This window comes from Streptomyces sp. NPDC045967, from assembly GCF_056430495.1.
In genome coordinates this window covers 151267-177326 of record NZ_JBWKLE010000010.1, presented here as the reverse complement: position 1 = coordinate 177326, position 26060 = coordinate 151267, and the positions used below count along the sequence as shown (strand labels likewise).

The following is a 26060-nucleotide window of genomic DNA, read 5'->3' as shown; positions in this document are numbered from 1 at the left end:
CCATGTTCTGGGTTCTGTTCCTGCTGGCGGCCTGGGCCGGGGTGCTGACGTCGTGCACGCTCCTGCTCAGGGCCGCCGCCCACGCCGCACAACCGCCCGCCGGCGCCGCCGCGCACGACCGCGCCGAACTCGACCCGTACGAGGCCGCCTACCTCGCCGGCGGCCCGGCGCGGGTGGCCGACCTGACGCTGCTGTCCATGCACCGACAGCGGCGGCTGCTGCTGGCCCCCACCGGCTGGGCGACGGTCCTCGACCCGGTCGGCCGGGACCCGCACGAGCGGTCCGTGCTCGGGGCGTTCGGCCCCGACGGGCAGTCCCCGGTGCCCGAGCTGCGGTCGGCCGTCGCGGCGGACACGGCGGTACGGGCCCTCGCGGAGCGGCTCGGCGAGGCGGGCCTGGCTCTGCCCGCCGGCACCCTGCTCGGCGTCGGCAACGGGGTACGGGCCGTCCGCGCGGCCACCCTGCTCGCCCTCGCCATGGCCGTCGCCGCGCTCGCCGTCCCGACGGGTGGCAGCACCCCGGCCGCCATCCTGGCCTGGTTCGCCCTGCCGCTGGTGCTGGGCGCGGGCTGCCTGGCCATCGCCCGCTTCGAGACGCATCCGTACTCCCGCTGGGCCTCCCCGGCGGGGCAGCGGCTGCTGAACACCCTGGAACGCGAGCACGGGGCGGGTGAGTCGCTGACGGCGGTGGCCGTGCGCGGGGTGCGCGCCGTCGCCGACCCGGGGCTGCGGGCGGCGCTGGGCTGCGGCAACCGGGGGTGGGTGCCCCGGCCACGGGGCCGCTGACCCGGCACTCTCCGGGGGCCGTTCGCTTCCCGGTCCGATGCCTTTCGCACCCTGACGGTGACACCGCCGCGTGGCGTGTCACGTGGGCGCCGCATCCGGAGCCCGCACCGGTGTCGCTGGACGACCGGGCAGCACCTGCCCGCGGGGCGGTGCTGCCGCTTGTCGTCTGAACTTCCGGGCGGGGTCCGGCTGCGTCGTTTCGGGGGCAGGGCCTCCCGATCCGCCGGAGGAGGTCATTCCTCCGGCCCTTCCCCCCAGGGGAGGTCTCAGGCGAGCCCGGCCACCAGATCGGCGACGGACTTGCGGCGCCCGGTGTAGAAGGGCACCTCTTCGCGCACGTGCATACGGGCCTCGGAGGCGCGCAGGTGACGCATGAGGTCGACGATGCGGTAGAGCTCGTCGGCCTCGAAGGCCAGCAGCCACTCGTAGTCGCCCAGGGAGAAGGAGGCCACGGTGTTGGCGCGGACGTCCGGGTAGCCGCGGGCCATCTTGCCGTGGTCGGCGAGCATGCGGCGACGGTCCTCGTCCGGCAGCAGGTACCAGTCGTAACTGCGCACGAAGGGGTACACGCTGACGTAGTCGCGGGCCACCTCGTCGGCCAGGAAGGCCGGGATGTGCGACTTGTTGAACTCGGCCGGGCGGTGCAGGGCCATGTTCGACCAGACCGGCTCCAGGGCGCGGCCCAGCCGGGTGCGGCGGAACAGGTTGTACGCGGTCTGCAGCTCGTCGGCGGTCTCCGCGTGCCACCAGATCATGATGTCCGCGTCGGCGCGCAGGCCGGAGACGTCATAGGTGCCGCGGACGGTGATGTCCTTGGCGGCCAGCTGGTCGAACAGCTCCTGGACCTCGTCGGCGAAACCGGCGCGGTCCTCCGGCAGGACGTCCTTCAGCTTGAAGACGGACCACAGGGTGTAGCGGATGACCTCGTTGAGGTCCTTCGCCTTCTTCCCCGCGTTGGGAATCTTCTCTGGTGCAGTCATGTGCCTATTGTCCCGTGCGCTGATCAGTGGTCTGCGCCAGGGGTGCGGATCCCGCGCCGAGGGCGGCGACCACCGCCTGGACCGCGGTGCCGGCGCCGGCGATGCACGCCGGGATGCCCACGCCCTCGTAGAGCGCGCCGCACACGGCGAAGGCGGGCAGGGCCGCCACGGCCGCGCGGATCCGGGCCACCCGGGCGAGGTGGCCGACGGGGTACTGGGGCAGCCCGCCCTCCCAGCGGGTGACGGTGGAGGCCACCGGCCGGGCCGCGAGGCCCACGGCCTCGCCGAGGTCGCGGAGGGAGACCTCGACCAGTTCCGCGTCCTCGCGCGCCAGGTCCGCCTCGTCGCCGTGGCGGCCGACGGAGGTGCGCAGCAGGAAGAGGTCGGGATCGGTTCCGGCCCAGGCCCACTTGTTGCTGGAGAACGTGGAGGCCTTGATGGTCCTGCCGTCGACGGGCGGCACCAGGAACCCGCTCGCGCCGCCGTCCGCGAGGGCGGCGGGCAGCTCGGAGCGGCGGAAGGCCATGGTGATCAGGGCCATGGAGGCGTACTCGACCCCGCGCAGCTCGGCCGCGGCGGCGGGGGCGAGCGCTTCGAGCAGCCGGGCCGCGGGTCCGGCGGGGGTCGCGAGGATCACGCCGTCGGCCTCGACGGCCTCGGCGGCGGTCACGACGCGCCAGCCCGCGGGCGTACGGACCAGCTCGCGGACGGGCGCGTGGGTCACGATCCGGGCCCCGGCCGCGCGGCAGGCGTCGGCCACCGCCGCCGGAAGCCGTCCGATGCCGCCGTCGATGCCGGCGAAGACCGGTCCGGCCGGCTGGGGGCCGTCCTGTGTGCGGCGCTGCAGGTCGCATACGCCGTCACCGAGCAGCGCGTGCGTACGGGCCGCCTCGAAGAGCTGGGGCACGGCGGCGCGCATGGAGATGCGGTAGGCGTCGCCCGCGTACACCCCGCCGAGCAGCGGTTCGACGAGCCGGTCGACGACCTCGCGGCCCAGCCGGGCGGCGACGTACGCGCCGACGGCGACGTCCTCGCCGATCTCGGTGGGCGGCAGCGTGGGTTCGGCCTCGATCCGGGCGAGCCCCTCGGGGGACAGCACGCCGGAGGCGGCGAGCGGTCCGAGGTCGCCGGGGACGCCCATGACGTGCCCGCGCGGCATCGGCCGCAGCGCCCCCCGGGTCCACAGGTGGGCGGTGGCGGTGGCGGGTGGCTGGAGGGCGTCGCCGAGGCCCACGGCCCGGGCGAGGCCCACGGCTTCGGGGCGGCGGGCCAGCAGGGATTCGGCGCCGAGGTCGACGGGCAGGCCCGCCAGTTCACCCGAGCGGAGTTTGCCGCCGAGTCGGGAGCCCGATTCCAGCAGCGTGACGCGGACGCCCTCGGCGAGCAGCTTGTGGGCCGCCGCGAGGCCCGCGATGCCGCCGCCGACGACGACGACGTGCCGGGTCGGCCCGGGGCGATCCGTACGCATGTCCGCTTCGTGCATGGACACATCGTCTCAGACCGATCACCGGCCGCACGCCGAGGCCGGACCGTGACCGCATCGGGACCGGCCCGGAACCGCCCGGGCGAAACCCGTGACCGCACCCTGTACGTCCAACGGGCAACACCAGCCCAATACCGGGGGTTTGACTTGATGCACCGTTCCGCGGCGGCCCTGGCGGCCGCCCTCTCCCTGGCCGGGGCACTCGCGCTCACCGGCTGTGGCGCCTCCGGCGAGGGCCGGCACTCCGGGAGCGACAAGGCGGCGGTCGCGCCCGCCCAGGGCGGCAAGGCGCCGGAAGGGGCGCCGGGGGCCGCGGCGGCGCCCGGCACCGCCCCCGCCGACAAGAACGGGCAGCAGCAGCCCGCCGTCCGCCCCCACGTCATCCGCACGGCGACGCTCGGCATCGAGACGCCGGACGTGCAGAAGACGCTGTCCGCGGCCCGCACGGCTGCCGACGGGGCGGGCGGCTACGTCGGCAGCGAGTCGACCAGGCGCCGCGAGGACGGCCGGATGACTTCCACGCTCACCCTGCGGGTGCCGGGCGAGCGCTACGACGCGGTGCTCGGCGCCCTGGAGGGCAGCGGCACGCTCCTGCACCGCAAGGTGGAGGCACAGGACGTCACCGAGAAGGTGGCCGACATCGGCAGCCGGGTCGCCTCGCAGCAGGCGAGTGTGGCCCGGGTGCGGGAGATGATGGGCAAGGCCACGGCGCTGAGCGAGGTGGTGATGCTCGAGAGCGAGCTGAGCCGGCGTCAGTCGGACCTGGAGTCGCTGCTGGCGCAGCAGACGGCGCTGAAGGACCAGACCTCGCTGGGCACGATCACGCTGGAGGTCACCGAGCCGGCGCAGAAGCCGGCGGCGCGGGAGGAGAAGAAGGAGCCGACCTTCACGGGCGCCCTGCGCGGCGGCTGGGAGGTCTTCACCAGGATTGTGCGCTATCTGACGGTGGCCGTCGGCGCCGTGCTGCCGTTCGCCCTGGCCGCCGCGCTGGTGGCGCTCGCGTTCCGGCTGTACCGGAGGCTGCGCCCGGCCCGGTCCGCAGCGCGCCCGGCCCGCCGGACGCCCTGGACGAGCGCAGCGGGCCCGGCGCCGAAGGGGGGCGCGGGGGCGGCGAAGCGGCCGGAGCCGCGGGAGACCGCGGTCCCGGCGGCCCGGACGGCGCCTCCAGCCCCGGCCGCGCCCTCGGCTCCGGACGCGCCCTCGACCCCGGGCGGGGGCGCCGGGACCGGCGTGCGGGACTGAACGCCCGTTCGGCCGTAGCGTGTCCACCATCCGGTGGGCGGCGGCGAAGGGGCGGTGCGGACGATGGCGGCGACGAGGGAACGCCTGGTGGTGGTCGGCGGTGACGCGGCGGGGATGTCCGCCGCGTCACAGGCCCGGCGGCTCAAGGGCCCGGCGGAGCTGGAGATCGTCGCCTTCGAGCGCGGGCACTTCACCTCGTACTCCGCGTGCGGCATCCCCTACTGGGTCGGCGGCCTGGTCGCCGAGCGGGACGACCTGATCGCCCGCACCCCGCAGGAGCACCGCGCGCGGGACATCGACCTGCGCACCCGCACCGAGGTCGTGGAGCTCGATCTGCCCGGCAGGCGGGTCCGCGCCCGCGATCTGGACACCGGATCCGCGTACTGGACGGGCTACGACAAGCTGGTCCTGGCGACGGGCGCGCGCCCGATCCGCCCCCGCCTCCCCGGGATCGGCGCGCACGGCGTCCACGGCATCCAGACCCTGGACGACGGACACCGCCTGATGTCGGATCTGGAGCCCGACGAGGACGCCCCGGCGCGATCGGGGAGCCGCCGGGCGATCGTCGTCGGCGCGGGCTACATCGGCGTGGAGATGGCGGAGGCCCTGGTCGGGCGGGGGTACGAGGTCACCGTCCTGCACCGTGGCGAGCAGCCGATGGCCACCCTGGACCCGGACATGGGCGGCCTGGTGCACCGCGCGATGAACGGCATGGGGATCCGTACGGTGGCCCGCGCCGAGGTGACGGAGATCCGCACGGACGAGCGGGGCCGGGCCCGCGCGGTGGTCACGGCGGCGGGCGAGGAGTATCCGGCGGACGTGGTCGTCCTCGGGATCGGCGTGGAGCCGCGCACGGCCCTGGCCCGCGCCGCGGGCCTGCCCCTCGGCCCCTCGGGCGGCATCCTGACGGACCTGTCGATGCGGGTGCGGGGTCACGAGGACATCTGGTCGGGCGGCGACTGCGTGGAGGTCATGGACCTGATCGCGGGGCGGACCCGGCACATCCCGCTGGGCACGCACGCCAACAAGCACGGCCAGGTCATCGGTTCGGGCGTGGGCGGCGGCTACGCGACCTTCCCGGGCGTGGTCGGCACGGCGGTCAGCAAGGTCTGCGAGCTGGAGATCGCCCGGACGGGCCTGCGCGAGCGGGACGCCCGGGAGGCGGGCCTGCGCTTCGTGACGGCGACCATCACCTCCACCACCACCGCGGGCTACTACCCGGGCGCGGCGGAGATGACGGTGAAGATGCTGGCGGAGGTGCGCACCGGCCGGCTGCTGGGCGTGCAGATCGTCGGCGCGGCGGGCTCGGCGAAGCGGGTGGACATCGCGGCGGTGGCCCTGACCGCCGGTATGACGGTGGAGCAGGTGGTCTCGCTGGACCTCGGCTACGCCCCGCCGTTCTCCCCGGTCTGGGACCCGATCCTGGTGGCGGCCCGCAAGGCGGTCGCGGCGGTGCGGGCGGCGGGATAGGCCGGGTCTCCCCCGGGGGTGGCCCCCGGGGGTGGCCCCCGGGGGACGCGTCGACCGTGCGGAGCGCCGTCCGCTCAGCGGGCCGTGCGGGTGTGGACGTAGTCCACCAGGCGGGTCAGGGCGTCGGGGTCCGTGGTCGGCAGGACACCGTGGCCCAGGTTGAAGACGTGGCCCTCCAGGCCGGCGGCGGCCGCGAGGACCTCGTCCGTCTTGGCCTCGACGGCCTCGGGGGTGGAGAAGAGCACGGCGGGGTCCAGGTTGCCCTGGAGCGCCTTGCCCGGACCGACCCGGCGGACGGCCTCGTCCATCGGGATCCGCCAGTCGACGCCCATGACGTCCGCGCCGGCCTCGCCCATCAGGCCCAGCAGTTCCCCGGTGCCCACGCCGAAGTGGATCCGCGGGACGCCGTAGGAGGCGACGGACTCGAAGACCTTCGCCGACGCCGGCATCACCGAGCGGCGGTAGTCCGCCGGGGCGAGCGCGCCGACCCAGGAGTCGAAGAGCTGGATCGCGGAGACCCCGGCCTCGATCTGGACCTTCAGGAAGGCGGAGGTGATCTCCGCGAGGCGGTCCAGCAGGTCCGCCCAGAGCTCCGGGTCCCCGTACATGAGGGCCTTGGTGTGCTCGTGGTTCTTCGAGGGACCGCCCTCGACGAGGTAGCTCGCGAGGGTGAACGGCGCACCCGCGAAACCGATCAACGGCGTGGCGCCCAGTTCACCCGTGAGCATGCCGATCGCCTCGGTGACGTACGAGACGTCCTCAGGGGTGAGGTCGCGCAGCTGTGCGAGGTCCTCGCGGCGGCGGATCGGCTGGGCGACGACCGGGCCGATGCCCGGCTTGATGTCCAGGTCCACGCCGATGGCCTTCAGCGGGACCACGATGTCGGAGAAGAAGATCGCCGCGTCCACCTTGTGGCGGCGCACCGGCTGGAGCGTGATCTCCGTGACCAGGTCGGGCCGCATGCACGACTCGAGCATCTGGGTGCCCTCGCGCACCTTGCGGTACTCGGGGAGCGAGCGCCCGGCCTGCCGCATGAACCACACGGGGGTGTGCGGCACCGGCTCGCGTCGGCACGCCTTCAGGAAGGCGGAATCGTACGTCTGACTCGGCTGGCCCTCGAAGGGGGTCTCCCCCGCGCCGGCGGAGCCGTGCGCGAGGGGAAGGTCTTTGGCGCTCACGACCCGAATCTTCGCACGTATGAAGAGTTGCCCGGCCCGGTGCGGGTGTCCCTGCGCCGCAGGGGCGCCCGTTCCGCCTAGTCTTCCCCGCATGGCTGCGGCTCAGGGACGATTTTCAGATGGCGCCGACGGTACGGACGGCGCGGAGGAGAGCTCCGTCCCGCTCCCGTTCCGCCGGGCGGTCGACGGCTTGAAGAAGGCGCGGCTGCGTCCGGGCATCGAGATCGACCCCACGAAGCCGCCCCAGAGACTCGCGCCGTACGCCTACGCCCTGGAAGCCGCGGTCGTGGACGGCGAGGACGACCTCGCCGACGGCCGGCTCATCCTGCTCCACGATCCGGCCGGGCACGACGCCTGGCACGGCACCTTCCGGCTGGTGACGCTCGTACGGGCGGAACTCGAGCCGGAGATGGCCGCGGACCCGCTCCTGCCCGAGGTGTGCTGGTCCTGGCTGTCCGGGGCGCTGGAGGCGCGCGGGCTGGGGTACGGCGAGGCGAGCGGGACGGTGACCATGGCGAGCTCGCACTACTTCGGCGGGCTCGCGGAGCGGCGGCCGGCGACGCAGATCGAGATCAGGGCCTCGTGGACACCGCGTGAGGGCGGGGGCGGGGTGCCGGACACCTCGGCGCACCTGGCGGCCTGGTGCGAGCTGCTGTGCCAGATCGCGGGGCTGCCGCCGGTGGGGCCGACCGACAGCGTCACGGGTGTGGTCTCCCTGCCACAGCGGCGCGGCCCGCACCAACCGTAGGCGTGGGGCCGTTCGGCCGCCGGGCGGTCCCCGGCGGCCGGAGGGCCGCGCGGGCCGGGTCGGCCGCGTGTCGCAATGGGGCGCCCGTTGCGGGCTTCTGATCAGCCTATGATCGATCATGCGTCCGAATTGCCCGAATTGTTACTCACCAAATCGTGATCATTCCCTAAAGCCGGGCGGGTGACGTGCCGAAGGAGTCAGTGACCATCCGCACGGTTCGCACCGGCTTCCTTCCCCGAGCCGGCCGTCCCGCCACTCCCCCAGGAGGCCTAGGTGTCCGTTCTTCTCGAGCAGCCCGCAAGCCTGGTCGCCTACCGCCCGAACAAGCCGACGGCCATGGTCGTCGTGGCCGACCCGCGCGTCCGTTCCACCGTGACCCGCCATCTGTGGGCCCTCGGAGTACGTGACGTGATCGAGGCGTCGTCCATCGCGGAGGCCCGCCCCCGCGTCGGCAGCCCGCGCGACATCTGCGTGGCCGACGTACACCTGCCCGACGGTTCCGGACTCACCCTGCTCTCGGAGACCCGCGCCGCGGGCTGGCCGAACGGCCTGGCCCTGTCCGCCGCCGACGACATCGGTGCCGTGCGCAACGCCCTCGCGGGCGGAGTGAAGGGCTACGTCGTCACCGGCACCCGGACCAACATCGGGCTGCCCGGCCGGCCCGGCGCCGCCCCCATCGGCGCCGCCGCCGCCCGTATGCACCGCCGCCCCCCGGGTGCCCCGAGCCACCCGGGCGGCTACCGCGAGCTCTCCGGCCGCGAGGTCGAGGTCCTGCGCCTCGTCGCGGAGGGCCAGTCCAACAAGGCCATCGGCGTCTCGATGGGCCTGTCCGCCCTGACCGTCAAGTCCCACCTCGCCCGGATCGCCCGCAAGCTGGGCACCGGCGACCGGGCCGGCATGGTCGCCGTCGCCCTGCGCACCGGGATCATCCACTGACTCCACCGACTCTGCTTCCACGGCTTCCGGGCTCATGCCGGGGAGACCCGGAAACGTCCGCCTCCCCCCCTCGCGCCCGTCGACGGATCGTTCCGGCGACGGGCGCGTCGCATCCACGGATACCCTTGACCGGTGACCGACGCCCAAGAGACCGCAGCAGACCTGCGCACCACCACCGGGGGCGGCCCCCCGGACGACGTCGTCAGTTCGTCCGATGGGCCGCCGATTCCCCTGCTGGAACCCCGCGAGGGGATCCCCCCGGTCGTCGCCGACGCCGACGCCTTGGCCCGCGTGGTCGCGGCCTTCGCCGCGGGCACCGGCCCGGTGGCCGTGGACGCCGAGCGCGCCTCCGGATACCGCTACGGCCAGCGCGCCTACCTGGTGCAGCTGCGCCGCGAGGGCGCGGGATCCGCGCTCATCGACCCGGTGGGGTGCCCCGACCTCTCCGCACTGGGCGAGGCCCTGTCCGGGACCGAGTGGATCCTGCACGCGGCCAGCCAGGACCTGCCGTGCCTGCGCGACATAGGCATGGCGCCCACCTCGCTGTTCGACACCGAGCTGGCCGGCCGCCTCGCCGGCTTCCCCCGGGTCGGGCTCGGCGCGATGGTCGAGAGCGTTCTCGGCTACGCGCTGGAGAAGGGGCACTCCGCCGTCGACTGGTCCACCCGCCCGCTCCCCGAGCCGTGGCTGCGCTACGCCGCCCTGGACGTGGAGCTGCTGGTCGACCTGCGGGACGCGCTGGAGGAGGAGCTCGACCGGCAGGGCAAGCTGGAGTGGGCCCACCAGGAGTTCGAGGCCATCGCCGCCGCACCGCCCGCGCCGCCGCGCAAGGACCCCTGGCGCCGTACGTCCGGCATGCACAAGGTGCGCCGACGCCGGCAGATGGCGGTCGTACGGGAGCTGTGGGAGTCGCGGGACCGGATCGCCCAGCGGCGGGACGTCTCCCCGGGCAAGGTGCTGGGTGACGCGGCGATCGTCGAGGCCGCCCTGGCCCTGCCGACCACCGTGCAGCACCTGTCCGCGCTGCCCGGCTACGGCCAGCGCATGGGCCGGCGCCAGCTGGAGCAGTGGATGGCCGCGGTGGACCGAGCGAGGGCCCTGCCCGAGAGCGAGCTGCCGCAGCCCGGCGCGACCCCGGCCGGTCCGCCGCCGCCGCGCTCCTGGGCCGACAAGGACCCGGCCGCGGCGGCCCGCCTGGCGGCGGCCCGTACGGCCGTCTCGGCGCTGGCCGAGGAGCTGAACCTGCCCCAGGAGAACCTGATCACCCCGGACACGGTCCGCCGGCTGTGCTGGGAGCCGCCGCAGCGGCTGGAGGCCGACGCCGTGGCGCAGGCACTGGCCGGTTACGGAGCCCGCCCGTGGCAGATCGAGCAGGTCACCCCGGCCCTGCTCACGGCCCTCGCCGCGACCGCCTGACCCGACCGCCCTCGCGAACACCCCCGGCCCCGCGGCCGGGGGTGTTCTGTTTCGCCGGGGGTGTTCTGTTTATCGGGCTCGCTCCGACGGTCGGGGTCGCCGACCCGTGTCCACGGGGCGTGGCCGGTCCGCGGGCCGGTGCGCAGCGGGCCGGGGCGCACCCGTGGCAGTGTGACCTTCGCCGCTCCTCGGGGTGGGGGTGTCCACATGGGTTACCCGCAAGTAGCATGGGCCGGGTGAGCGGGCGCTCAGCACTGCGTGCCGAGCCGCCCCCGCGCAGCAGTGCACACCCGCACCTGGAGGAGAGCCAACGTGCCTCGTACCGTCAGGGACGTCGTCTTCGTCGACGGCGTCCGCACCCCGTTCGGCAAGGCGGGCCCGAAGGGCATCTACCACGAGACCCGCGCCGACGACCTCGTCGTGAAGGCGATCCGGGAGCTGCTGCGCCGCAACCCGGACCTGGACCCCAAGAAGATCGACGAGGTCGCCATCGCCGCGACTACGCAGATCGGCGACCAGGGCCTCACGCTGGGCCGTACCGCGGGCATCCTCGCGGGCCTCCCCCAGTCCGTCCCGGGCTACTCCATCGACCGCATGTGCGCCGGCGCGCTGACCGCCGTGACCGCCGTCGCGGGCGGCGTGGCCTTCGGCGCCTACGACGTCGCCCTCGCCGGCGGTGTCGAGCACATGGGCCGCCACCCCATGGGCGAGGGCGTCGACCCGAACCCGCGCTTCGTCTCCGAGAAGCTGGTCGACGAGTCCGCCCTGTTCATGGGCATGACCGCCGAGAACCTGCACGACCGGTACCCGACGATCACCAAGCTCCGCGCCGACGAGTACGCCGTGCGCTCGCAGGAGAAGGCCGCCAAGGCGTACGCCGACGGCAAGATCCAGCAGGACCTGGTGCCGATCTCGGTGCGCAACACCAACGAGGCGGCCGGTGAGACCGGCTGGGGCCTGGTCACCACCGACGAGCCGATGCGCCCGGGCACCACGCTGGAGAACCTGGCGGGCCTGAAGACGCCGTTCCGTACGCACGGCCGGGTCACCGCGGGCAACGCCGCCGGTCTCAACGACGGTGCCACTGCCGCGATCATCGCGTCCGAGGACTTCGCCCGCGAGAACAACCTGCCGGTCAAGATGCGCCTGGTCTCGTACTCCTTCGCGGGTGTCGAGCCCGAGGTGATGGGCTACGGCCCGATCCCGGCCACCGAGAAGGCCCTCGCCCAGGCCGGCCTGTCCATCGAGGACATCGGCCTGTTCGAGATCAACGAGGCGTTCGCCGTGCAGGTGCTGGCCTTCCTGGAGCACTACGGCATCGCCGACGACGACGCGCGCGTCAACCAGTACGGCGGCGCCATCGCGTTCGGCCACCCGCTGGCCTCCTCCGGCGTGCGCCTGATGACGCAGCTGGCCCGCCAGTTCGAGGAGCAGCCGCACGTCCGCTACGGCCTGACCACCATGTGCGTCGGCTTCGGCATGGGCGCCACGGTCATCTGGGAGAACCCGAACTTCAACGCCGAGGGAGACTCCAAGTGAGCACCACCGCTGAGCTCCTGAAGGGTGCGGCCGAGCTGTTCCCGGACGAGGTCGTCACGTCCGCGCACGTCCGCCACCTGGACCTGCCGTTCGGCGCCGGGCGCTTCGCGCTCATCACGCTGGACAACGGCTTCGACCACACCAAGCCGACCACCTTCGGCCCGCAGTCGCTCGCCAACCTGAACGCGGCGATCGACCAGGTCGAGCAGGAGGCCACCGCCGGCACCATCGTCGGCGCGGGCATCACCGGCAAGCCGTTCATCTTCGCGGTCGGCGCCGACCTCAAGGGCGTCGAGCTGCTGAAGAAGCACGACGAGGCCCTCGCCATCGGCAAGGGCGGCCACGACGTCTTCAAGCGCCTCGCGGCGCTCGCCGTCCCGACGTTCGCGTACTACAACGGCGCGGCGATGGGCGGCGGTGTCGAGGTGGGTCTGCACTGCACCTACCGCACCGTCTCGAAGGCCATCCCGGCCTTCTCGCTGCCCGAGGTCTTCCTCGGCCTGGTTCCCGGCTGGGGCGGTTGCGCCCTCCTGCCGAACCTGATCGGCGCGGAGCGCGCGGTCTCGGTCATCATCGAGAACTCGCTCAACCAGAACCGGCAGCTGAAGGGCAGCCAGGTCTTCGAGCTCGGCATCGCCGACGCGATCTTCGAGGGTGCCGACTTCCTGGAGCAGTCGCTGCTGTGGACCGCTCGCGTCCTCAACGGCGAGACCGAGGTCGTACGCGCCGAGGTCGACCGCGGCGAGGCGTGGGACGCGGCCGTCGCCAAGGGCCGCTTCATCGCGGACTCCAAGGTCCACGGCGCCGCTCCGGCCGCCTACCGCGCGCTGGACATCATCGCCGCGGCCAAGGACGGCGACCTCCAGGCCGGCTTCGACGCCGAGGACACGGCCCTGGCCGACCTCATCATGGGCGGCGAGCTGCGCTCGGGCATCTACGCCTTCAACCTGGTCCAGAAGCGCGGCAAGCGCCCGGCCGGCGCCCCGGACAAGTCCCTGGCCCGTCCGGTCACCAAGGTCGGCGTCGTCGGCGCGGGCCTGATGGCCTCGCAGCTGGCGCTGCTGTTCCTGCGCCGCCTGGAGGTGCCGGTGGTCCTCACCGACATCGACCAGGAGCGCGTGGACAAGGGCGTGGGCTACGTCCACGCCGAGATCCAGAAGCTGCTCGGCAAGGGCCGCATCAACCAGGACAAGGCCAACCGCCTGACCGCCCTGGTGAGCGGTGTCCTGGACAAGGCCGAGGGCTTCGCGGACGCGGACTTCATCATCGAGGCCGTGTTCGAGGAGATGTCCGTCAAGCAGAAGGTGTTCGCGGAGGTCGAGGCCGTCGCTCCGGCGCACGCGATCCTCGCCACCAACACCTCCTCGCTGTCGGTCTCGGAGATGGCCTCCAAGCTCCAGCACCCGGAGCGCGTGGTCGGCTTCCACTTCTTCAACCCGGTCGCGATCCTCCCGCTGCTGGAGATCGTCCGCGGCGAGCAGACGGACGATGCCTCGCTGGCCACGGCCTTCGGTGTCGCCAAGAAGCTGAAGAAGACCGCGGTCCTCACCAAGGACGCCCCGGCGTTCGTCGTGAACCGCATCCTCACCCGCTTCATGGGCGAGATCCAGAACGTCATCGACGAGGGCACCCCGGTCGCCACCGCCGAGAAGGCCATCGAGCCGCTCGGCCTGCCGATGTCGCCGCTGGTGCTGCTGGAGCTCGTGGGCCCGGCGATCGGTCTGCACGTCTCCGAGACCCTGAACCGGTCCTTCCCGGAGCGCTTCACCGTCTCCCCGAACCTCAAGCGCGTCGTCGAGGCCGGCAAGCGCGGCTTCTACGTCTACGACTCCGGCAAGCCGGAGCTCGACCCCGAGGTCGCCGCCCTCCTGGTCCAGGGCGACTCCGTCCTGACGGAGGAGCAGGTCCGCGACCGAGTCCTGGACGCGGTGGCGCAGGAGATCGGGCTGATGCTGGAGGAGGGTGTCGTGGCCGAGGCCCAGGACATCGACCTCTGCCTCATCACGGGCGCCGGCTGGCCCTTCCACCTGGGCGGCATCACGCCGTACCTGGACCGCGAAGGCGTCTCGGAGCGCGTGAACGGCAAGAAGTTCCTCGCCCCCGGCCTCGCGAGCGTCCCGGCGTAAGTCCGGGTCGCAGAGGGCTGTTCGACGGCGTGGCCCGCCTCCTGCGGGAGGCGGGCTTCGGCCGTTCGAATATCTGTCTAAGATTCACCCCCATGACGGACACGCACGCGCGGCCCAGGCGCCGCCGACGCCGCATTCTGCGGATCACCCTGCTGCTGGTCGCCGTGCTCGTCCTGGGCGCCGCCGGGGCCGGCTGGTGGGCGTACAGCCACCTCGACGGCAACCTCTCCAGCGTCGACCTGGACCAGGCGATCGGCGACAACCGGCCCGCCAAGGTGGCGGCGAACGCGCAGAACGTCCTCGTCCTCGGCTCCGACTCGCGCGCCGGGGCCAACGGCGACCTCGACCACGGCGATGTCGGCGGCGCCCGCTCGGACACCGCGATGCTGGTGCACATACCCGAGGGCCGGGCCAAGGCGACCGCGGTGAGCATCCCCCGCGACACCCTGGTCACCCGGCCCGAGTGCCGGGGCAAGGACGGCAAGACCGTGCCCTCCGCGAAACGGGTCATGTTCAACTCGGTCTATTCGCTGGCCGGTCCGGCCTGTGTGGTCAACACCGTTGAGCAGCTCTCCGGGATCCGCGTGGACCACTTCGTCGAGGTGGACTTCGCCGGCTTCAAGGGGCTCGTCGACGCCCTGGGCGGGGTCACCGTCACCCTGGACAAGCCGATGAGCGGCGCCAAGGGCGGCCTGAAGCTCGACGCGGGCACGCACCGGCTGAACGGCACCGACTCGCTGAAGTTCGTCCGGACCCGCTACGGGTACGGAGACGGCAGCGACCTCGGCCGCATCGGGCTCCAGCAGCAGTTCATGATGGCGATGCTGTCCGAGATAAAGAAGCAGGACGCCTTCGGCAACCCGGCGCGCCTGTACAAGCTCGCCGACGCCGCGACCAAGTCGCTGACCACCGACTCCGACCTCGCCTCGCTGACCGCGCTCTCCGATTTCGCGCGGAGCATGAAGGGCGTGGACCCGGACACGATGGAGACGATCATGCTGCCGGTCGCCTACGACAAGGTCGACCGCAACCGCGTGGTCGTGGCCGAGCCGCAGGCGACCCGGTTGTGGGAAGCCCTCCGCGCAGACCGACCGGTTCCGGCCTCCGCGAAGGACTCCCCCGCCAAGGGCTGACGCCGGGCTAGTACTTCGCGTCGGGCCCGGAGCGGCCCAGTCGGCTGTGGCTGCGTCCGTACGCGAAGTAGACGATGACACCGATCACCATCCAGATGGCGAACCGCAGCCACGTCTCGGCCGGCAGGTTCAGCATCAGCCAGACCGAGGCGGCGATCGACAGGATCGGCACCACCGGCACCCACGGGGTGCGGAAGGACCGCGGCAGGTCGGGGCGGGTGCGGCGCAGGATGATCACGCCGAGCGCCACGACGACGAAGGCGAAGAGCGTGCCGATGTTCACCAGGGTCGCCAGTTCGTTGATGCTGGTGAACCCGGCGACGATCGCGATGATGACGCCGAGCAGGATCGTCGGCCGGTACGGGGTGCGGAACTTCGGGTGGGTCACCGAGAAGAACCGCGGGAGCAGGCCGTCGCGGCTCATGGCGAAGAACACGCGGGTCTGGCCCAGCAGCAGGATCATGCAGACCGTGGTGAGGCCCACCGCGGCGCCGAAGCTGATGATGCCGCCGTACACCGGGTGCCCGGCGGACTTGAAGGCGTCCGCCAGGGGAGCGCTCACCGACAGCTCGCTGTAGTGCTGCATGCCGGTGACCACGAGCGAGACCGCCACGTACAGCACGGTGCAGATCAGCAGCGAGCCCAGGATGCCGCGGGGCATGTCCCGCTGCGGCAGCTTGGTCTCCTCGGCGGCCGTGGCGACCACGTCGAACCCGATGAAGGCGAAGAACACCACCGAGGCCGCGGTGAAGATGCCCATGACACCGAAGTTGGTCGGCTCGTAGCCGAAGATCAGCTGGACCAGCGGAGCGTCGAAGCCCGCGCCGCCCTCCTGTTTGACCGCCTCGGGGATGAAGGGCTTGTAGTTGCTGCCCTTGATGAAGAACAGGCCCGCGATGATCACGATGAGGACCACCGTGACCTTGATCGCGACGACGATCGCCGTGATCCGCGCGGACAGCTTCACCCCCACCACCAGGATGGCGGTCAGGACCAACACCAGGATGAAGGCCAGCAGGTCGAAGCTGCCGCCCGGGACGTCCGGGCCCTGTAGGAACACCGGCAGGTGGATGCCCGCGTTGTCCATCAGCGAGCGGACGTACCCCGACCAGCCGACCGCGACCACCGCCGTGCCGAGCGCGAATTCCAGGACGAGGTCCCAGCCGATGATCCAGGCCGGGAGTTCGCCGATCGAGGCGTACGAGAACGTGTACGCCGAACCGGCGACGGGGACGGTCGAGGCGAACTCCGCGTAGCACAGGGCGGCCAGCGCGCACACCACGCCGGCGGCCACGAAGGCCAGGGCGGTGGCGGGACCGGCAGTCTCCTTGGCGACCTTGCCGGTGAGGACGAAGATGCCGGTGCCGATGATGACGCCGACGCCGAAGACGGTCAGGTCCCAGGCCGAAAGGGACTTCTTGAGCGCGTGTTCCGGCTCTTCGGTGTCCCGGATCGACTGCTCGACCGACTTGGTGCGGAATTGACTGTTCATATCCGTACTCACCAACGCACCTCCACACAAGGTGACGCACGCGAACGGGCCGGGAGGCCCACCCACTCAAGGGTGATCTCCCGGCCCGTGGCGTGCAACCGCGCGTCGGTCCGCCGAGCGGTGTCCCGCTAGTCGACGGCGGTGGCCCGCTCGCTGTCGTAGCGTCCGTCCAGCTTGGCCACCAGGCCGGTGACCTGCCGGGCGATGTCCGGGGCGGTCAGCCCGATCTCGGCCATGACCTCCTTGCGGGAGGCGTGGTCGAGGAAGCGCTGCGGGATGCCGAAATCGCGCAGCGGCACGTCCACACCGGCGTCCCGCAGGGCCTGGGCGACGGCGGAGCCGACACCGCCGGCGCGGCTGTTGTCCTCGACGGTGACGACCACGCGGTGGCGGTCGGCGAGCGGGGGCAGCGCCTCGTCCACCGGCTTGACCCAGCGGGGGTCGACGACGGTGGCGGTGATGCCCTGCTTGTCGAGCAGGGTGGCGATCTCCAGGCACATCGGGGCGAGTGCGCCGACCGAGACGAGCAGGACGTCCGGCCGAGTGACCTCGGGGGCCGGGGCGCGCAGCACGTCCATGCCTCCGATGCGGCCGACGGCCGGGACCGCCGGGCCGACGACGCCCTTGGAGAAGCGCACCACGGTCGGCGCGTCCTTGACCTGGACCGCCTCGTTCAGCTGGGCGCGCAGCTGCTCCGCGTCGCGCGGGGCAGCCAGGCGCAGGCCGGGGACGACCTGGAGGATGGACATGTCCCACATGCCGTTGTGGGAGGCGCCGTCGGTGCCGGTGACACCGGCGCGGTCCAGGACGAAGGTGACCCCGCACTTGTGCAGGGCGACGTCCATCAGCACCTGGTCGAAGGCGCGGTTGAGGAAGGTCGCGTACACCGCGAAGACCGGGTGGGCGCCGCCGGTTGCCAGGCCCGCCGCCGAGGTGGCGCCGTGCTGCTCGGCGATGCCGACGTCGAAGATCCGGTCGGGGAAGGCGTCGGCGAACTTCTTCAGGCCGACCGGCTGGAGCATGGCCGCGGTGATCGCGACGATGTCCTTGCGCTCCTTGCCGAGCTTGACCATCTCGTCGGCGAAGACCGAGGTCCAGCTGGCGGCGTCGGTGCTGACGGGCAGGCCGGTGTCCGGGTGGATCACGCCGACCGCGTGGAAGCGGTCCGCCTCGTCCTGGACGGCCGGCTCGTAGCCGCGGCCCTTCTGGGTGAGGCAGTGCACGATGACGGGCCCGCTGAAGCGCTTGGCGCGCTGCAGGGCCGACTCCAGGGCCTCGATGTCGTGGCCGTCGATGGGGCCGATGTACTTCAGGCCCAGGTCCTCGAACATGCCCTGCGGGGCGATGAAGTCCTTCAGGCCCTTCTTGGCGCCGTGCAGGGTCTCGTAGAGCGGCCTGCCGACGACCGGCGTACGCTCCAGGAGGTCCTTGCCGCGGGCCAGGAAGCGCTCGTAGCCGTCCGTGGTGCGCAGGGTCGCCAGGTGGTTGGCGAGGCCGCCGATGGTGGGGCCGTAGCTGCGCTCGTTGTCGTTGACGACGATGACCAGCGGGCGGTCCTTGGCGGCGGCGATGTTGTTCAGCGCCTCCCAGGCCATGCCGCCGGTCAGCGCGCCGTCGCCGATGACGGCGGCGACGTGGTGGTCCTCGCGGCCGAGCACCTCGTTGGCCTTGGCGATGCCGTCGGCCCAGCCCAGCACCGTGGAGGCGTGCGAGTTCTCGATCACGTCGTGCTCGGACTCGGCGCGCGAGGGGTAGCCGGACAGACCGCCCTTGGTGCGCAGGCCGGCGAAGTCCTGGCGGCCCGTGAGCAGCTTGTGGACGTAGGCCTGGTGGCCGGTGTCGAAGAGGACCTTGTCCTTGGGCGAGTCGAAGACCCGGTGCAGGGCGATCGTCAGTTCGACCACCCCGAGGTTGGGGCCGAGGTGCCCGCCGGTCTTGGAGACGGCGTCGACGAGGAAGGACCTGATCTCGGCGGCGAGCTGGTCGAGCTCCTCCTGGCTGAGCCGGTCCAGATCGCGCGGTCCCTTGATGCGGGTCAGCAGCACCCGTGCCTCCTTGCAGTTGCTCGCTGGTCTGTCGAGTCTAATGTTCCGTCGGCGGGCTCGGTCATCGGGCCGTCCCCGGACGGTCACACCTTTGCCATACATGCGCGCGGGGTCCATTGGCCACACCTCGCAAACGGGGGTATACCCGCACAGGAGTGCGCCGCCGCGCACGCACGGGTGCCCGGTGCCACGCGAAGTGGCACCGGGCACTGTGACGGGTCTTACCGGGCGGCGCGCTGGTGCGGCCCGGCCGACCGGGCGGGCGTCAGGCCCGTCCGGCCGTCTTCTGCGTCTTGCGCGTGACCGAGTCGATGACCACGGTGGCGAGCAGGACCGCGCCGGTGATCATGTACTGGACCGGGGTCGCGATCCCCTCCAGGGCCAGGCCGTACTGGATCGAGGTGATGACCATGACGCCGAGGAGGGCGTTCCAGGTCCGGCCCCGGCCGCCGAAGAGGCTGGTGCCGCCGATGACGGCCGCCGCGATCACGTTCATCAGCAGGTCGCCGGCGCCGGCGCTCTGGTTGGCCGCCGCGATCTTGGAGGCCCAGAAGAGGCCGCCGATGGCGGCGAAGGTGCCGGCGATGGCGAAGACCGCGATGCGGATGCCGGTGACGTTGATGCCCGCGCGGCGGGACGCCTCGACGCTGCCGCCGAGTGCGAAAACGTTTCGGCCGAAGGTCGTGCGGCGCAGGACGAAGTCCGTGGCGACCAGGGCCGCCACGAACAGCACCACCGCGAGGGGCAGGCCCTTGTACTGGTTGAACACGATCGCGGGGCCGAAGGTGAACACCGCGAGCAGGCCGGTGCGCAGCAGGATCTCGCCGAGCGGCCTGGAGGGCACCCCGGCGGCCTCGCGGCGGCGGTTGTCGAAGAAGGTGGCGAGGAAGTACCCGGCCACCGCGAGGGCCGCCAGACCGTAGCCGACCGCCACGTCCGAGAAGAAGTACGTGGTCAGCTGGCCGACCACGCCCTCGGAATCGAGGTTGATCGTGCCGTTGCTGCCGAGGATCTGCAGCATCGCGCCGGACCAGAAGAGCAGGCCCGACAGGGTGACCGCGAAGGCCGGGGCGCCGATCTTGGCGAAGAAGAAGCCGTGGATGCAGCCGATCAGGGCGCCGCCCGCGACGGCCGCGAGGATGGCCAGCCACTCGTTCACGCCGTGGGTGACGGCGAGGACGGCGACGATCGCGCCCGAGACACCGCTGACGGAGCCGACCGAGAGGTCGATCTCGCCGAGCAGCAGCACGAAGATGATGCCCACGGCCATCATGCCGGTGGCGACCATCGTGATGGCGATGTTGGAGAGGTTCTCCGGGGAGAGGAAGTTCGAGTTCAGGCCCTGGAAGATGGACCAGATGATGATCAGGCCGAGGACGACCGGGATGGACCCGAGGTCGCCGGCCTTCATCTTGCGCCCGAACTCGCTCAGGTACCCGGACAGGCCCTGCTCGCGCACGAGCAGGCGGGGGTCGACGGCCGGGATGGCGTCCGCCGCCGCGGCCGGATTGACGACCTCGTGCTCCACGTCGCTCGCGGCCGCCTTGTCGAGCGGGTCGGCGGCTGGGTTGTCGGTGCTCACTTGCGAGCCTCCCCGGTGCGGGCCGCCCGGCGGGTCACGGCGTTGTCCGTGGCTCCCGTGATGGCGGAGATGATCTCTTCCTGCGAGGTGTCGGCGACGGTGAAGACGCCGTTGTTGCGGCCCAGCCGCAGGACCGCCACCTTGTCGGCAACGGCCTTCACGTCGGCCATGTTGTGGCTGATGAGGATGACGGCGTGGCCGCGCTCGCGCAGCCGCTCCACCAGGTCGAGGACCTGTGCGGTCTGCTCGACGCCCAGGGCTGCGGTGGGCTCGTCGAGGATGACGAGCTTGGGCTCGCCCAGCATCGAGCGGGCGATGGCCACGGTCTGGCGCTGACCGCCGGAGAGCGAGGCGATGGGGATCCGGACACTGGGGATCCGGATGGACAGCGTGGTCAGGAGCTCGCGGGCACGGCGCTCCATCTCCACCTCGTCCAGGACACCGCGGCGCTTGAGCTCGCGGCCCAGGAAGAGGTTGCCTACGACGTCGATGTTGTCGCAGAGGGCGAGGTCCTGGTAGACCGTCGCGATGCCCAGGTTCTGGGCGTCGTGGGGCTTGCCGATGGTGACCGGGCGGCCCTCCCACTCGATGACGCCGTCATCGATGGGATGCACGCCGGCGATCGTCTTGACCAGCGTGGACTTGCCGGCGCCGTTGTCGCCGACGAGGGCGACCACTTCACCGGAGTGGATCTCGAGTTCTACGTCGGTCAGGGCCTGGACGGCGCCGAACCGCTTCGAGACCCCTCGCAACGCCAGCACGGGCGCAGCGGACACATGAACCATCTCCTTCGCCGCCTGACCGGCGGGGATGTCGTGCAAAAGAGCAGGAGCGGGGCGAATGGGGGAAAGATCTGGAGGAGCGTTTCTGCCCGGCGCCCCGCGGGTGGCGGGGAAGAAGGGGCGGGGCGCCGGGCAGGCACGGGGGGTCGCCGCTCGGGCGACGGGGGCCTACTTGAGGCCGAGGGTGGCGCAGGCGGCCGCGTACTTCTCGGTGCAGATCTCGTCGACCGTGTAGACGCCGTCCTTGACGACGGTGTCCTTGATGTTGTCCTTGGTCAGCGAGACGACCGGGATCAGCACGGACGGGATGCCCTTGGCGCTCGGGCTGTCGACCGTGGAGGTGGTGACGCCGGTGACCTTCTCGCCCTTGGCGAGGGCGACGGCCATCTTCGCGGCGGCCTCGGCCTCGGGGGCGTACGGCTTGTAGACGCTCATGAACTGCTCGCCCGCGACGATGCGCTGCACGCCGGCGAGTTCGGCGTCCTGGCCGGTGACCGGGGGCAGGGTGGACAGGCCGGCGGCCTTCAGGGCGGTGATGATGCCGCCCGCCATGCCGTCGTTGGCGGAGTAGACGCCGACGACCTTGTCCTTGCCGAGTGCCGAGAGGGCGGCCGCCATGTTGGTGTTGGCGTTCTCCGGCTTCCACTCGACGGTGTCGTACTCCTTGCCGATGTTCACCTTGCCGTCGAGGACGGAGTGCGCGCCGGACTTGAAGAGCTTGGCGTTCGGGTCGGTGACCGAGCCGTTCATCATGACGATCTGGCCGTCCTTGGCCTTGTCGCCCAGCGCCTCGAGCAGCGCCTTGCCCTGGACCTTGCCGACCTCTTCGTTGTCGAAGGAGGTGTAGGCGTCGATCGGGCCCTCGGCCAGGCGGTCGTAGGCGACGACCGGGATGCCGGCGTCCTTGGCCTTCTTCACCGAGCCGGCGATGGCCTTGGAGTCCACCGCGTCCACGATCAGGACGTTCACCTTGTTGGTGATCATCGTGTCGACCTGCGAGTTCTGGGTGGTCGCGTCCTGCTTGGCGTTCGCGTAGACGACCTGGCCCTTGCCGCCGGTGAGCTCGGCGACCTTCTTCTCGATGAGCGGCTTGTCGAACTTCTCGTAGCGCGCGGTCTGGTTCTCCGGGAGCAGGAGACCGACCTTGATGACGTCGCCCGCGGCGGCGCCGGACTCCTTGGTCTTGTCGCCGGCCTCCTTGGCACTGCCACAGGCGGCAAGCGAGACGGCCATGGCACCGGCGGCGACGGCTACGGCGACTCTGCGCATACGCGTGTTCATTACTTGAACCTCCCTGACGAGGCCGCAGCACTGCGGCCGAGGTGGATGTGAGTCAACCCCGGCCGCGTTTTGCCGTCAAGGAGTGAATCCTTAACGAGATGACAACGGTGCCATCCGTTATCTAACTGAAGACATGGCGGCTGGAGTTCGCACTCCACCTCCATGGTCCGACAAAAGCGTCGAATCGCCCATCTCGCTGAGCACCAGGGCGAGCGCCCCCAGGACCTCCGCCCGGCCGCCCAACGAGCCCGTGAGCACCGAGAGCTGGCGGGCGGCGCTCGGAATCGCATACCTCCCCACCGATTCACGGATGGGAGCCAGGACGAGTTCACCGGCCTCCGCCAGCGACCCGCCGAGGACCACCCGGCTGGGGTTGAGGAGGTTGCACAGGCTCGCCACGCCGCTGCCGACGTGGCGGCCCACATCGGTGATCACCCGGCGGCAGCCCGGGTCCCCCTCACGGGCCAGCTCGACGACCCGTTCCATCGTCAACTCCGGCCCGTGGCTGCCCTGGAGGAGGGGGAGCACGTAGCGGGCCGCGGCGAAGGTCTCCAGGCAGCCGCGGTTGCCGCAGCGGCAGACCGGGCCCGATTCGTCGAGGGTGATGTGCCCGATCTCGCCCGCCGTGCCGCCCGGCCCGCGGTAGATCTGACCGTTGATCACCAATCCGGCTCCGACACCGCTGGCCACCTTGATGTAGGCGAGATCCTTCACTCCGCGCCCGCTCCCCCAGACGAGTTCACCGAGGGCTCCGAGGTTCGCGTCGTTGTCGACGTGGACCGGCACGCCGAGGCGCCGCGAGAGCTCCTCGCGCGGGTTGATCCCGGCCCAGCCCGGCAGGATCGCGGTCGATCCGAGGGTGCCGGACTCCACGTCGATCGGGCCGGGGACGCCGAGGCCCACCCCGATGGCCTTGTCCAGACGCACCCCGATGCCCGCGATCAGGCGTCCGACCAGTGCTTCCGCCCGGTCGAAGCCCTCCACCCAGGAGGCGTCCACGTCCAGCGGCTCGGCCTCCTCGGCGAGCACCTGGTGGGCGAGGTTGCCGACGGCCACCCGCAGGTGGGTGTGGCCGAAGTCCACGCCGATCACGATGCCCGCGTCGCCGCTGAGGGACACGCTGCGGGCCCGCCGGCCGCCCGCGGAGGTGTCCGTGACCTCGACGGTCCCGCCCTCCTTCAGCTCGCGGACGATGTTGGAGACCGTGGCCGCCGACAGTCCGGTGGCGCGGGCGATCTCCGCCTGGGTCAGCGAACCCGCCAGGCGCACCGCCCGCACGACCCGTTCGAGATTGGCGCGATGCAGTGAGGACTGCGATCCGGGAGTCTGCACGACTCATCCACTCCTGCCCATAAGCGACGGCCAGCCGTCGCCCCCCGGCCGGGGGAACGGCGCTGCGCTCCGAGACCCCGGCGTCTCTCCAACTTGTGAACCTTAAGTCGAGCCTTTGCGCATCCAGACGTCAAGAGGCTGACACAGGACGAAACCACCACATCGGCCATAAGAGGGAGAGAACGGGCGCGGAGATCGCGTCACGGTCGCTGGGGCGCCGGTCCTCTGCGGCCTTCCGGCCGGACCGCGCCCCGCCATGACAGCACGATGCGAGGAGCTGTTCGGGACGAGTCCCGATCGAAGTCCTTGCCGTGCTCTCGCCGCCGTCGGCTGATCCGCCGGTCTCCTGATCCGTGTCCTGACCCTCCTGTCAGGCATACGTCATCCCTGCCCTCGGCGCATCCCGTGGCCCGTCCGCGGCCCCTGCGCCGACGCGTGACCACTCCACGCGACCGCGCGGCTCCGTGCCGCCTGGACGCCTGGACGCCTGGACGCAGGTTGGAGGTGCGCGGGGTGAGCACGGTCATGGGGAGCCTGACCGGGCTCAGTGCCCGCCCGAGCACGGCGGCGGCCCCGACGCCCCGGGCCGGCCCGGCCCGGCCCGGCCCCGCTACTTGAGGGTGGCGGAGGTCAGGCCGGCCTGGATCTGGCGCTGGAAGGAGAGGTAGACGGCCAGCATGGGGATGACGGCGATGGTCGCACCGGCGAACAGCACCGGCAGGTCCGTCTCGTAGCCCATCTGGTACTGGAGCTGGATGAGCCCCTGCGTGAGCATGTAGCGCTCGGGCTCGCCGCTGGTCTGCGGCTGCATCAGCACGGCCGGCAGGATGTACTGGTTCCACTGGCCCAGGACGTTGAAGATCCCGACGCTGATCAGGCCGGGCTTGGCCATCGGCAGCATCACCTGGAAGAAGATCCTGGTGTCGGAGGCCCCGTCGATGACCGCCGCCTCGTGGATCGCGGTCGGCAGCGTCCGGAAGAAGGAGTGCATGAAGAAGACGGTGAACGGCATCGAGTAGGCGACGTACACCAGGATCAGTCCCTGGTAGGTGTTCAGCATGTCGAAGCGCTTGACCATGAAGAACAGCGGGACGAGCGCCAGGAACACCGGGAACATCGCCCCGCTGACGAAGAAGTAGTAGATGACCCGGTTGCCCTTGAAGGGGTAGCGGGCCAGCACGTAGGCCGCCATCGAGCCGAACAGCATCGTCAGCGGCACCGAGAACACCAGCACGATGAGGGTGTTGGCGAAGTAGCCGCCGATGCCCTTGTCCCAGGCCCGGCCGAAGGCGTCGAAGTTCCAGTTCGAGGGCCAGCTGAGGGCCGAGCCGCCGATCTGCGCGTCGGTCTTGAAGGCGCCGAGCGCGAGCCAGATCAGCGGGAGCACGATCATCACGGCCCAGAGGACCAGGAACCCGTGCGAGAAGACGTTGAGGACCACGCCGTCGGAGCGGCGCCCGTCCCCCTCCCCCGGCCGGCCGGCCTTCCCGGCCCGCTCCGCGGCGTCTTCGCCCGGAGCCTTGATCACTGTGGTCTGTGCAGCCATCGTGGGACTCCGCTCAGAACTCGATGCGCTCGCGGCGGGTGGCACGCAGCGTGATGACAGAGAGGATCATGGTCAGGACGAGCATGACCACGCCCATGGCGCAGGCGTAGCCGCTCTTGCCGAAGTACAGGAAGTTACGCATCAGCACCGTCGCCATGACCTCGCTGTGGTGGTCGGGTCCCCCGCCGAACTGGCCGGAAGTCATCGTCGACACGAGGACGAACATGTCCATCGCGGCGATGCCCAGGTAGACCGCGGAGGTCTGCACAGAATCCCACAGCAGCGGCAGCGTGACCTTGAAGAACGTCTGGGCGCGTCCGGCCCCGTCGAGCAGGGCGGCCTCGTAGATGTCCTTGGGGACGGACTGCATGGCGGCGGAGAACAGGACGAGGTAGAAGCCGACGCCGTGCCAGACGACCACGAAGAGCAGGCACCAGAGCACGAAGTTCGGCTCGTTGAGCCATTCGACCGGGTGCTGCGGGGAGATCAGGCCCAGCTTGACGAGGAAGCCGTTGAGCAGGCCGCCCTCGTCGCTGCGGTAGATCGCGCCGAAGAGCACCGCGAGGATGGCCAGCGAGAGGACCTGCGGGAAGAAGTAGACGACCTTGTAGAAGCGGGAGCCGCTGACGCCCTGCACGCCGCCGGCCCCGCTGCGCCCTCCCGCGTTCACCATGAAGGCGAAGAAGAGGGCGAGCAGGATGGTGATGACCGGGACGAACACCAGGAGCAGCAGGTTGTGCCACAGCGCGCCGCGGAAGACCTCGTCGTTCAGCAACGTCGCGTAGTTGTCCAGTCCGACGAAATCGAACGTCGGGGACTGGCCGGACCAGTTGGTGAAGGAGTACCCGAACGTCTGCACGTACGGCCAGATGACGAAGGTCAGGTACAGCGCGAGGGGCGCGAAGAGGAAGCCGGTGATGAAACCGGCCCGCCCCCTGCCCTGGGCTACGTGGCTCATGGTGTC

20 protein-coding genes are annotated in these 26060 nt (G+C 71.5%); 9 read left to right on the top strand and 11 right to left on the bottom strand.

What is annotated here, in order from left to right:
• Window positions 1-2 precede the first annotated feature (2 nt).
• Window positions 3-785, top strand: a complete 783-nt coding sequence (locus AC07FY_RS20865; RefSeq protein ID WP_479008252.1) for a TIGR04222 domain-containing membrane protein — start codon at window positions 3-5, stop codon at window positions 783-785.
• A gap of 266 nt (window positions 786-1051) precedes the next feature.
• Here AC07FY_RS20865 and hemQ read toward each other — a convergent pair whose 3' ends face one another.
• A complete protein-coding gene (gene hemQ / locus AC07FY_RS20860) occupies window positions 1052-1765 on the bottom strand; it encodes a hydrogen peroxide-dependent heme synthase (protein WP_443301455.1) in 714 nt (237 codons plus the stop codon).
• A gap of 4 nt (window positions 1766-1769) precedes the next feature.
• Complete coding sequence (hemG, locus tag AC07FY_RS20855) at window positions 1770-3248, bottom strand: protoporphyrinogen oxidase (protein WP_479008250.1); 1479 nt, start codon at window positions 3246-3248, stop codon at window positions 1770-1772.
• Window positions 3249-3398: 150 nt separating this feature from the next.
• Here hemG and AC07FY_RS20850 point away from each other — a divergent pair, with 150 nt between their 5' ends.
• Both AC07FY_RS20850 and AC07FY_RS20845 read left to right on the top strand, forming a co-directional pair.
• Window positions 3399-4490 (top strand): DUF4349 domain-containing protein, encoded by a 1092-nt coding sequence (locus tag AC07FY_RS20850; protein ID WP_479008248.1) that lies wholly within the window; start codon window positions 3399-3401, stop codon window positions 4488-4490.
• Window positions 4491-4553: 63 nt separating this feature from the next.
• Complete coding sequence (locus AC07FY_RS20845) at window positions 4554-5960, top strand: FAD-dependent oxidoreductase (protein WP_479008246.1); 1407 nt, start codon at window positions 4554-4556, stop codon at window positions 5958-5960.
• Between the two features lie 74 nt (window positions 5961-6034).
• On the opposite strand, the gene hemE is transcribed toward AC07FY_RS20845, so the two are convergent.
• Entirely contained in the window at window positions 6035-7042 is a 1008-nt protein-coding gene (gene hemE / locus AC07FY_RS20840; protein WP_479008362.1) for a uroporphyrinogen decarboxylase, read from the bottom strand.
• Window positions 7043-7229: 187 nt separating this feature from the next.
• On the opposite strand from hemE, the gene AC07FY_RS20835 reads away from it, so the two are divergent.
• The 6 genes from AC07FY_RS20835 (at window position 7230) to AC07FY_RS20810 (ending at window position 15036) form a co-directional block, all read left to right on the top strand.
• Window positions 7230-7886 (top strand): DUF3000 domain-containing protein, encoded by a 657-nt coding sequence (locus AC07FY_RS20835; protein WP_479008244.1) that lies wholly within the window; start codon window positions 7230-7232, stop codon window positions 7884-7886.
• 273 nt (window positions 7887-8159) lie between these two features.
• Window positions 8160-8822 (top strand): helix-turn-helix transcriptional regulator, encoded by a 663-nt coding sequence (locus AC07FY_RS20830; RefSeq protein WP_219668082.1) that lies wholly within the window; start codon window positions 8160-8162, stop codon window positions 8820-8822.
• A 132-nt stretch (window positions 8823-8954) separates the two neighbouring features.
• Complete coding sequence (locus AC07FY_RS20825) at window positions 8955-10238, top strand: HRDC domain-containing protein (RefSeq protein WP_479008242.1); 1284 nt, start codon at window positions 8955-8957, stop codon at window positions 10236-10238.
• Window positions 10239-10550: 312 nt separating this feature from the next.
• Window positions 10551-11777 carry a thiolase family protein gene (locus AC07FY_RS20820; protein WP_030234769.1) on the top strand — a complete coding sequence of 409 codons (1227 nt, stop codon included), beginning with the start codon at window positions 10551-10553 and terminating at the stop codon, window positions 11775-11777.
• A complete protein-coding gene (locus AC07FY_RS20815) occupies window positions 11774-13903 on the top strand; it encodes a 3-hydroxyacyl-CoA dehydrogenase NAD-binding domain-containing protein (RefSeq protein WP_479008240.1) in 2130 nt (709 codons plus the stop codon). Before AC07FY_RS20820 ends, AC07FY_RS20815 begins: the two co-directional genes overlap by 4 nt.
• A 92-nt stretch (window positions 13904-13995) precedes the next feature.
• Window positions 13996-15036: an LCP family protein gene (locus tag AC07FY_RS20810; protein ID WP_479008238.1), complete on the top strand. Its 1041-nt coding sequence runs from the start codon at window positions 13996-13998 to the stop codon at window positions 15034-15036.
• Between the two features lie 7 nt (window positions 15037-15043).
• On the opposite strand, the gene AC07FY_RS20805 is transcribed toward AC07FY_RS20810, so the two are convergent.
• The 8 genes from AC07FY_RS20805 to AC07FY_RS20770 form a co-directional block, all read right to left on the bottom strand.
• Complete coding sequence (locus AC07FY_RS20805) at window positions 15044-16528, bottom strand: amino acid permease (RefSeq protein WP_479008236.1); 1485 nt, start codon at window positions 16526-16528, stop codon at window positions 15044-15046.
• 128 nt (window positions 16529-16656) lie between these two features.
• A complete protein-coding gene (gene dxs, locus AC07FY_RS20800) occupies window positions 16657-18573 on the bottom strand; it encodes a 1-deoxy-D-xylulose-5-phosphate synthase (protein ID WP_479008234.1) in 1917 nt (638 codons plus the stop codon).
• A gap of 265 nt (window positions 18574-18838) precedes the next feature.
• Window positions 18839-20101: a sugar ABC transporter permease gene (locus AC07FY_RS20795; RefSeq protein WP_479008360.1), complete on the bottom strand. Its 1263-nt coding sequence runs from the start codon at window positions 20099-20101 to the stop codon at window positions 18839-18841.
• Between the two features lie 50 nt (window positions 20102-20151).
• On the bottom strand, window positions 20152-20940 hold the full coding sequence (locus AC07FY_RS20790) for an ATP-binding cassette domain-containing protein (protein ID WP_479008232.1): 789 nt from the start codon (window positions 20938-20940) through the stop codon (window positions 20152-20154).
• A 165-nt stretch (window positions 20941-21105) separates the two neighbouring features.
• On the bottom strand, window positions 21106-22218 hold the full coding sequence (locus AC07FY_RS20785; protein WP_479008230.1) for a sugar ABC transporter substrate-binding protein: 1113 nt from the start codon (window positions 22216-22218) through the stop codon (window positions 21106-21108).
• Between the two features lie 117 nt (window positions 22219-22335).
• Complete coding sequence (locus tag AC07FY_RS20780; protein WP_479008228.1) at window positions 22336-23550, bottom strand: ROK family transcriptional regulator; 1215 nt, start codon at window positions 23548-23550, stop codon at window positions 22336-22338.
• A gap of 610 nt (window positions 23551-24160) precedes the next feature.
• Entirely contained in the window at window positions 24161-25096 is a 936-nt protein-coding gene (locus AC07FY_RS20775; RefSeq protein WP_479008226.1) for a carbohydrate ABC transporter permease, read from the bottom strand.
• 13 nt (window positions 25097-25109) lie between these two features.
• Window positions 25110-26054, bottom strand: a complete 945-nt coding sequence (locus tag AC07FY_RS20770; protein WP_479008224.1) for a carbohydrate ABC transporter permease — start codon at window positions 26052-26054, stop codon at window positions 25110-25112.
• Between the last annotated feature and the right edge of the window lie 6 nt (window positions 26055-26060).

Coding starts and splice junctions, on each gene's coding strand:
- AC07FY_RS20785 (WP_479008230.1), bottom strand. CDS start 22,218: ATGAACACGCGTATGCGCAGAGTCGCCGTAGCCGTCGCCGCCGGTGCC.
- hemG (WP_479008250.1), bottom strand. CDS start 3,248: ATGCACGAAGCGGACATGCGTACGGATCGCCCCGGGCCGACCCGGCAC.
- AC07FY_RS20770 (WP_479008224.1), bottom strand. CDS start 26,054: ATGAGCCACGTAGCCCAGGGCAGGGGGCGGGCCGGTTTCATCACCGGC.
- AC07FY_RS20850 (WP_479008248.1), top strand. CDS start 3,399: ATGCACCGTTCCGCGGCGGCCCTGGCGGCCGCCCTCTCCCTGGCCGGG.
- AC07FY_RS20790 (WP_479008232.1), bottom strand. CDS start 20,940: ATGGTTCATGTGTCCGCTGCGCCCGTGCTGGCGTTGCGAGGGGTCTCG.
- AC07FY_RS20810 (WP_479008238.1), top strand. CDS start 13,996: ATGACGGACACGCACGCGCGGCCCAGGCGCCGCCGACGCCGCATTCTG.
- AC07FY_RS20865 (WP_479008252.1), top strand. CDS start 3: ATGTTCTGGGTTCTGTTCCTGCTGGCGGCCTGGGCCGGGGTGCTGACG.
- AC07FY_RS20845 (WP_479008246.1), top strand. CDS start 4,554: ATGGCGGCGACGAGGGAACGCCTGGTGGTGGTCGGCGGTGACGCGGCG.
- AC07FY_RS20775 (WP_479008226.1), bottom strand. CDS start 25,096: ATGGCTGCACAGACCACAGTGATCAAGGCTCCGGGCGAAGACGCCGCG.
- hemQ (WP_443301455.1), bottom strand. CDS start 1,765: ATGACTGCACCAGAGAAGATTCCCAACGCGGGGAAGAAGGCGAAGGAC.
- AC07FY_RS20835 (WP_479008244.1), top strand. CDS start 7,230: ATGGCTGCGGCTCAGGGACGATTTTCAGATGGCGCCGACGGTACGGAC.
- AC07FY_RS20805 (WP_479008236.1), bottom strand. CDS start 16,528: ATGAACAGTCAATTCCGCACCAAGTCGGTCGAGCAGTCGATCCGGGAC.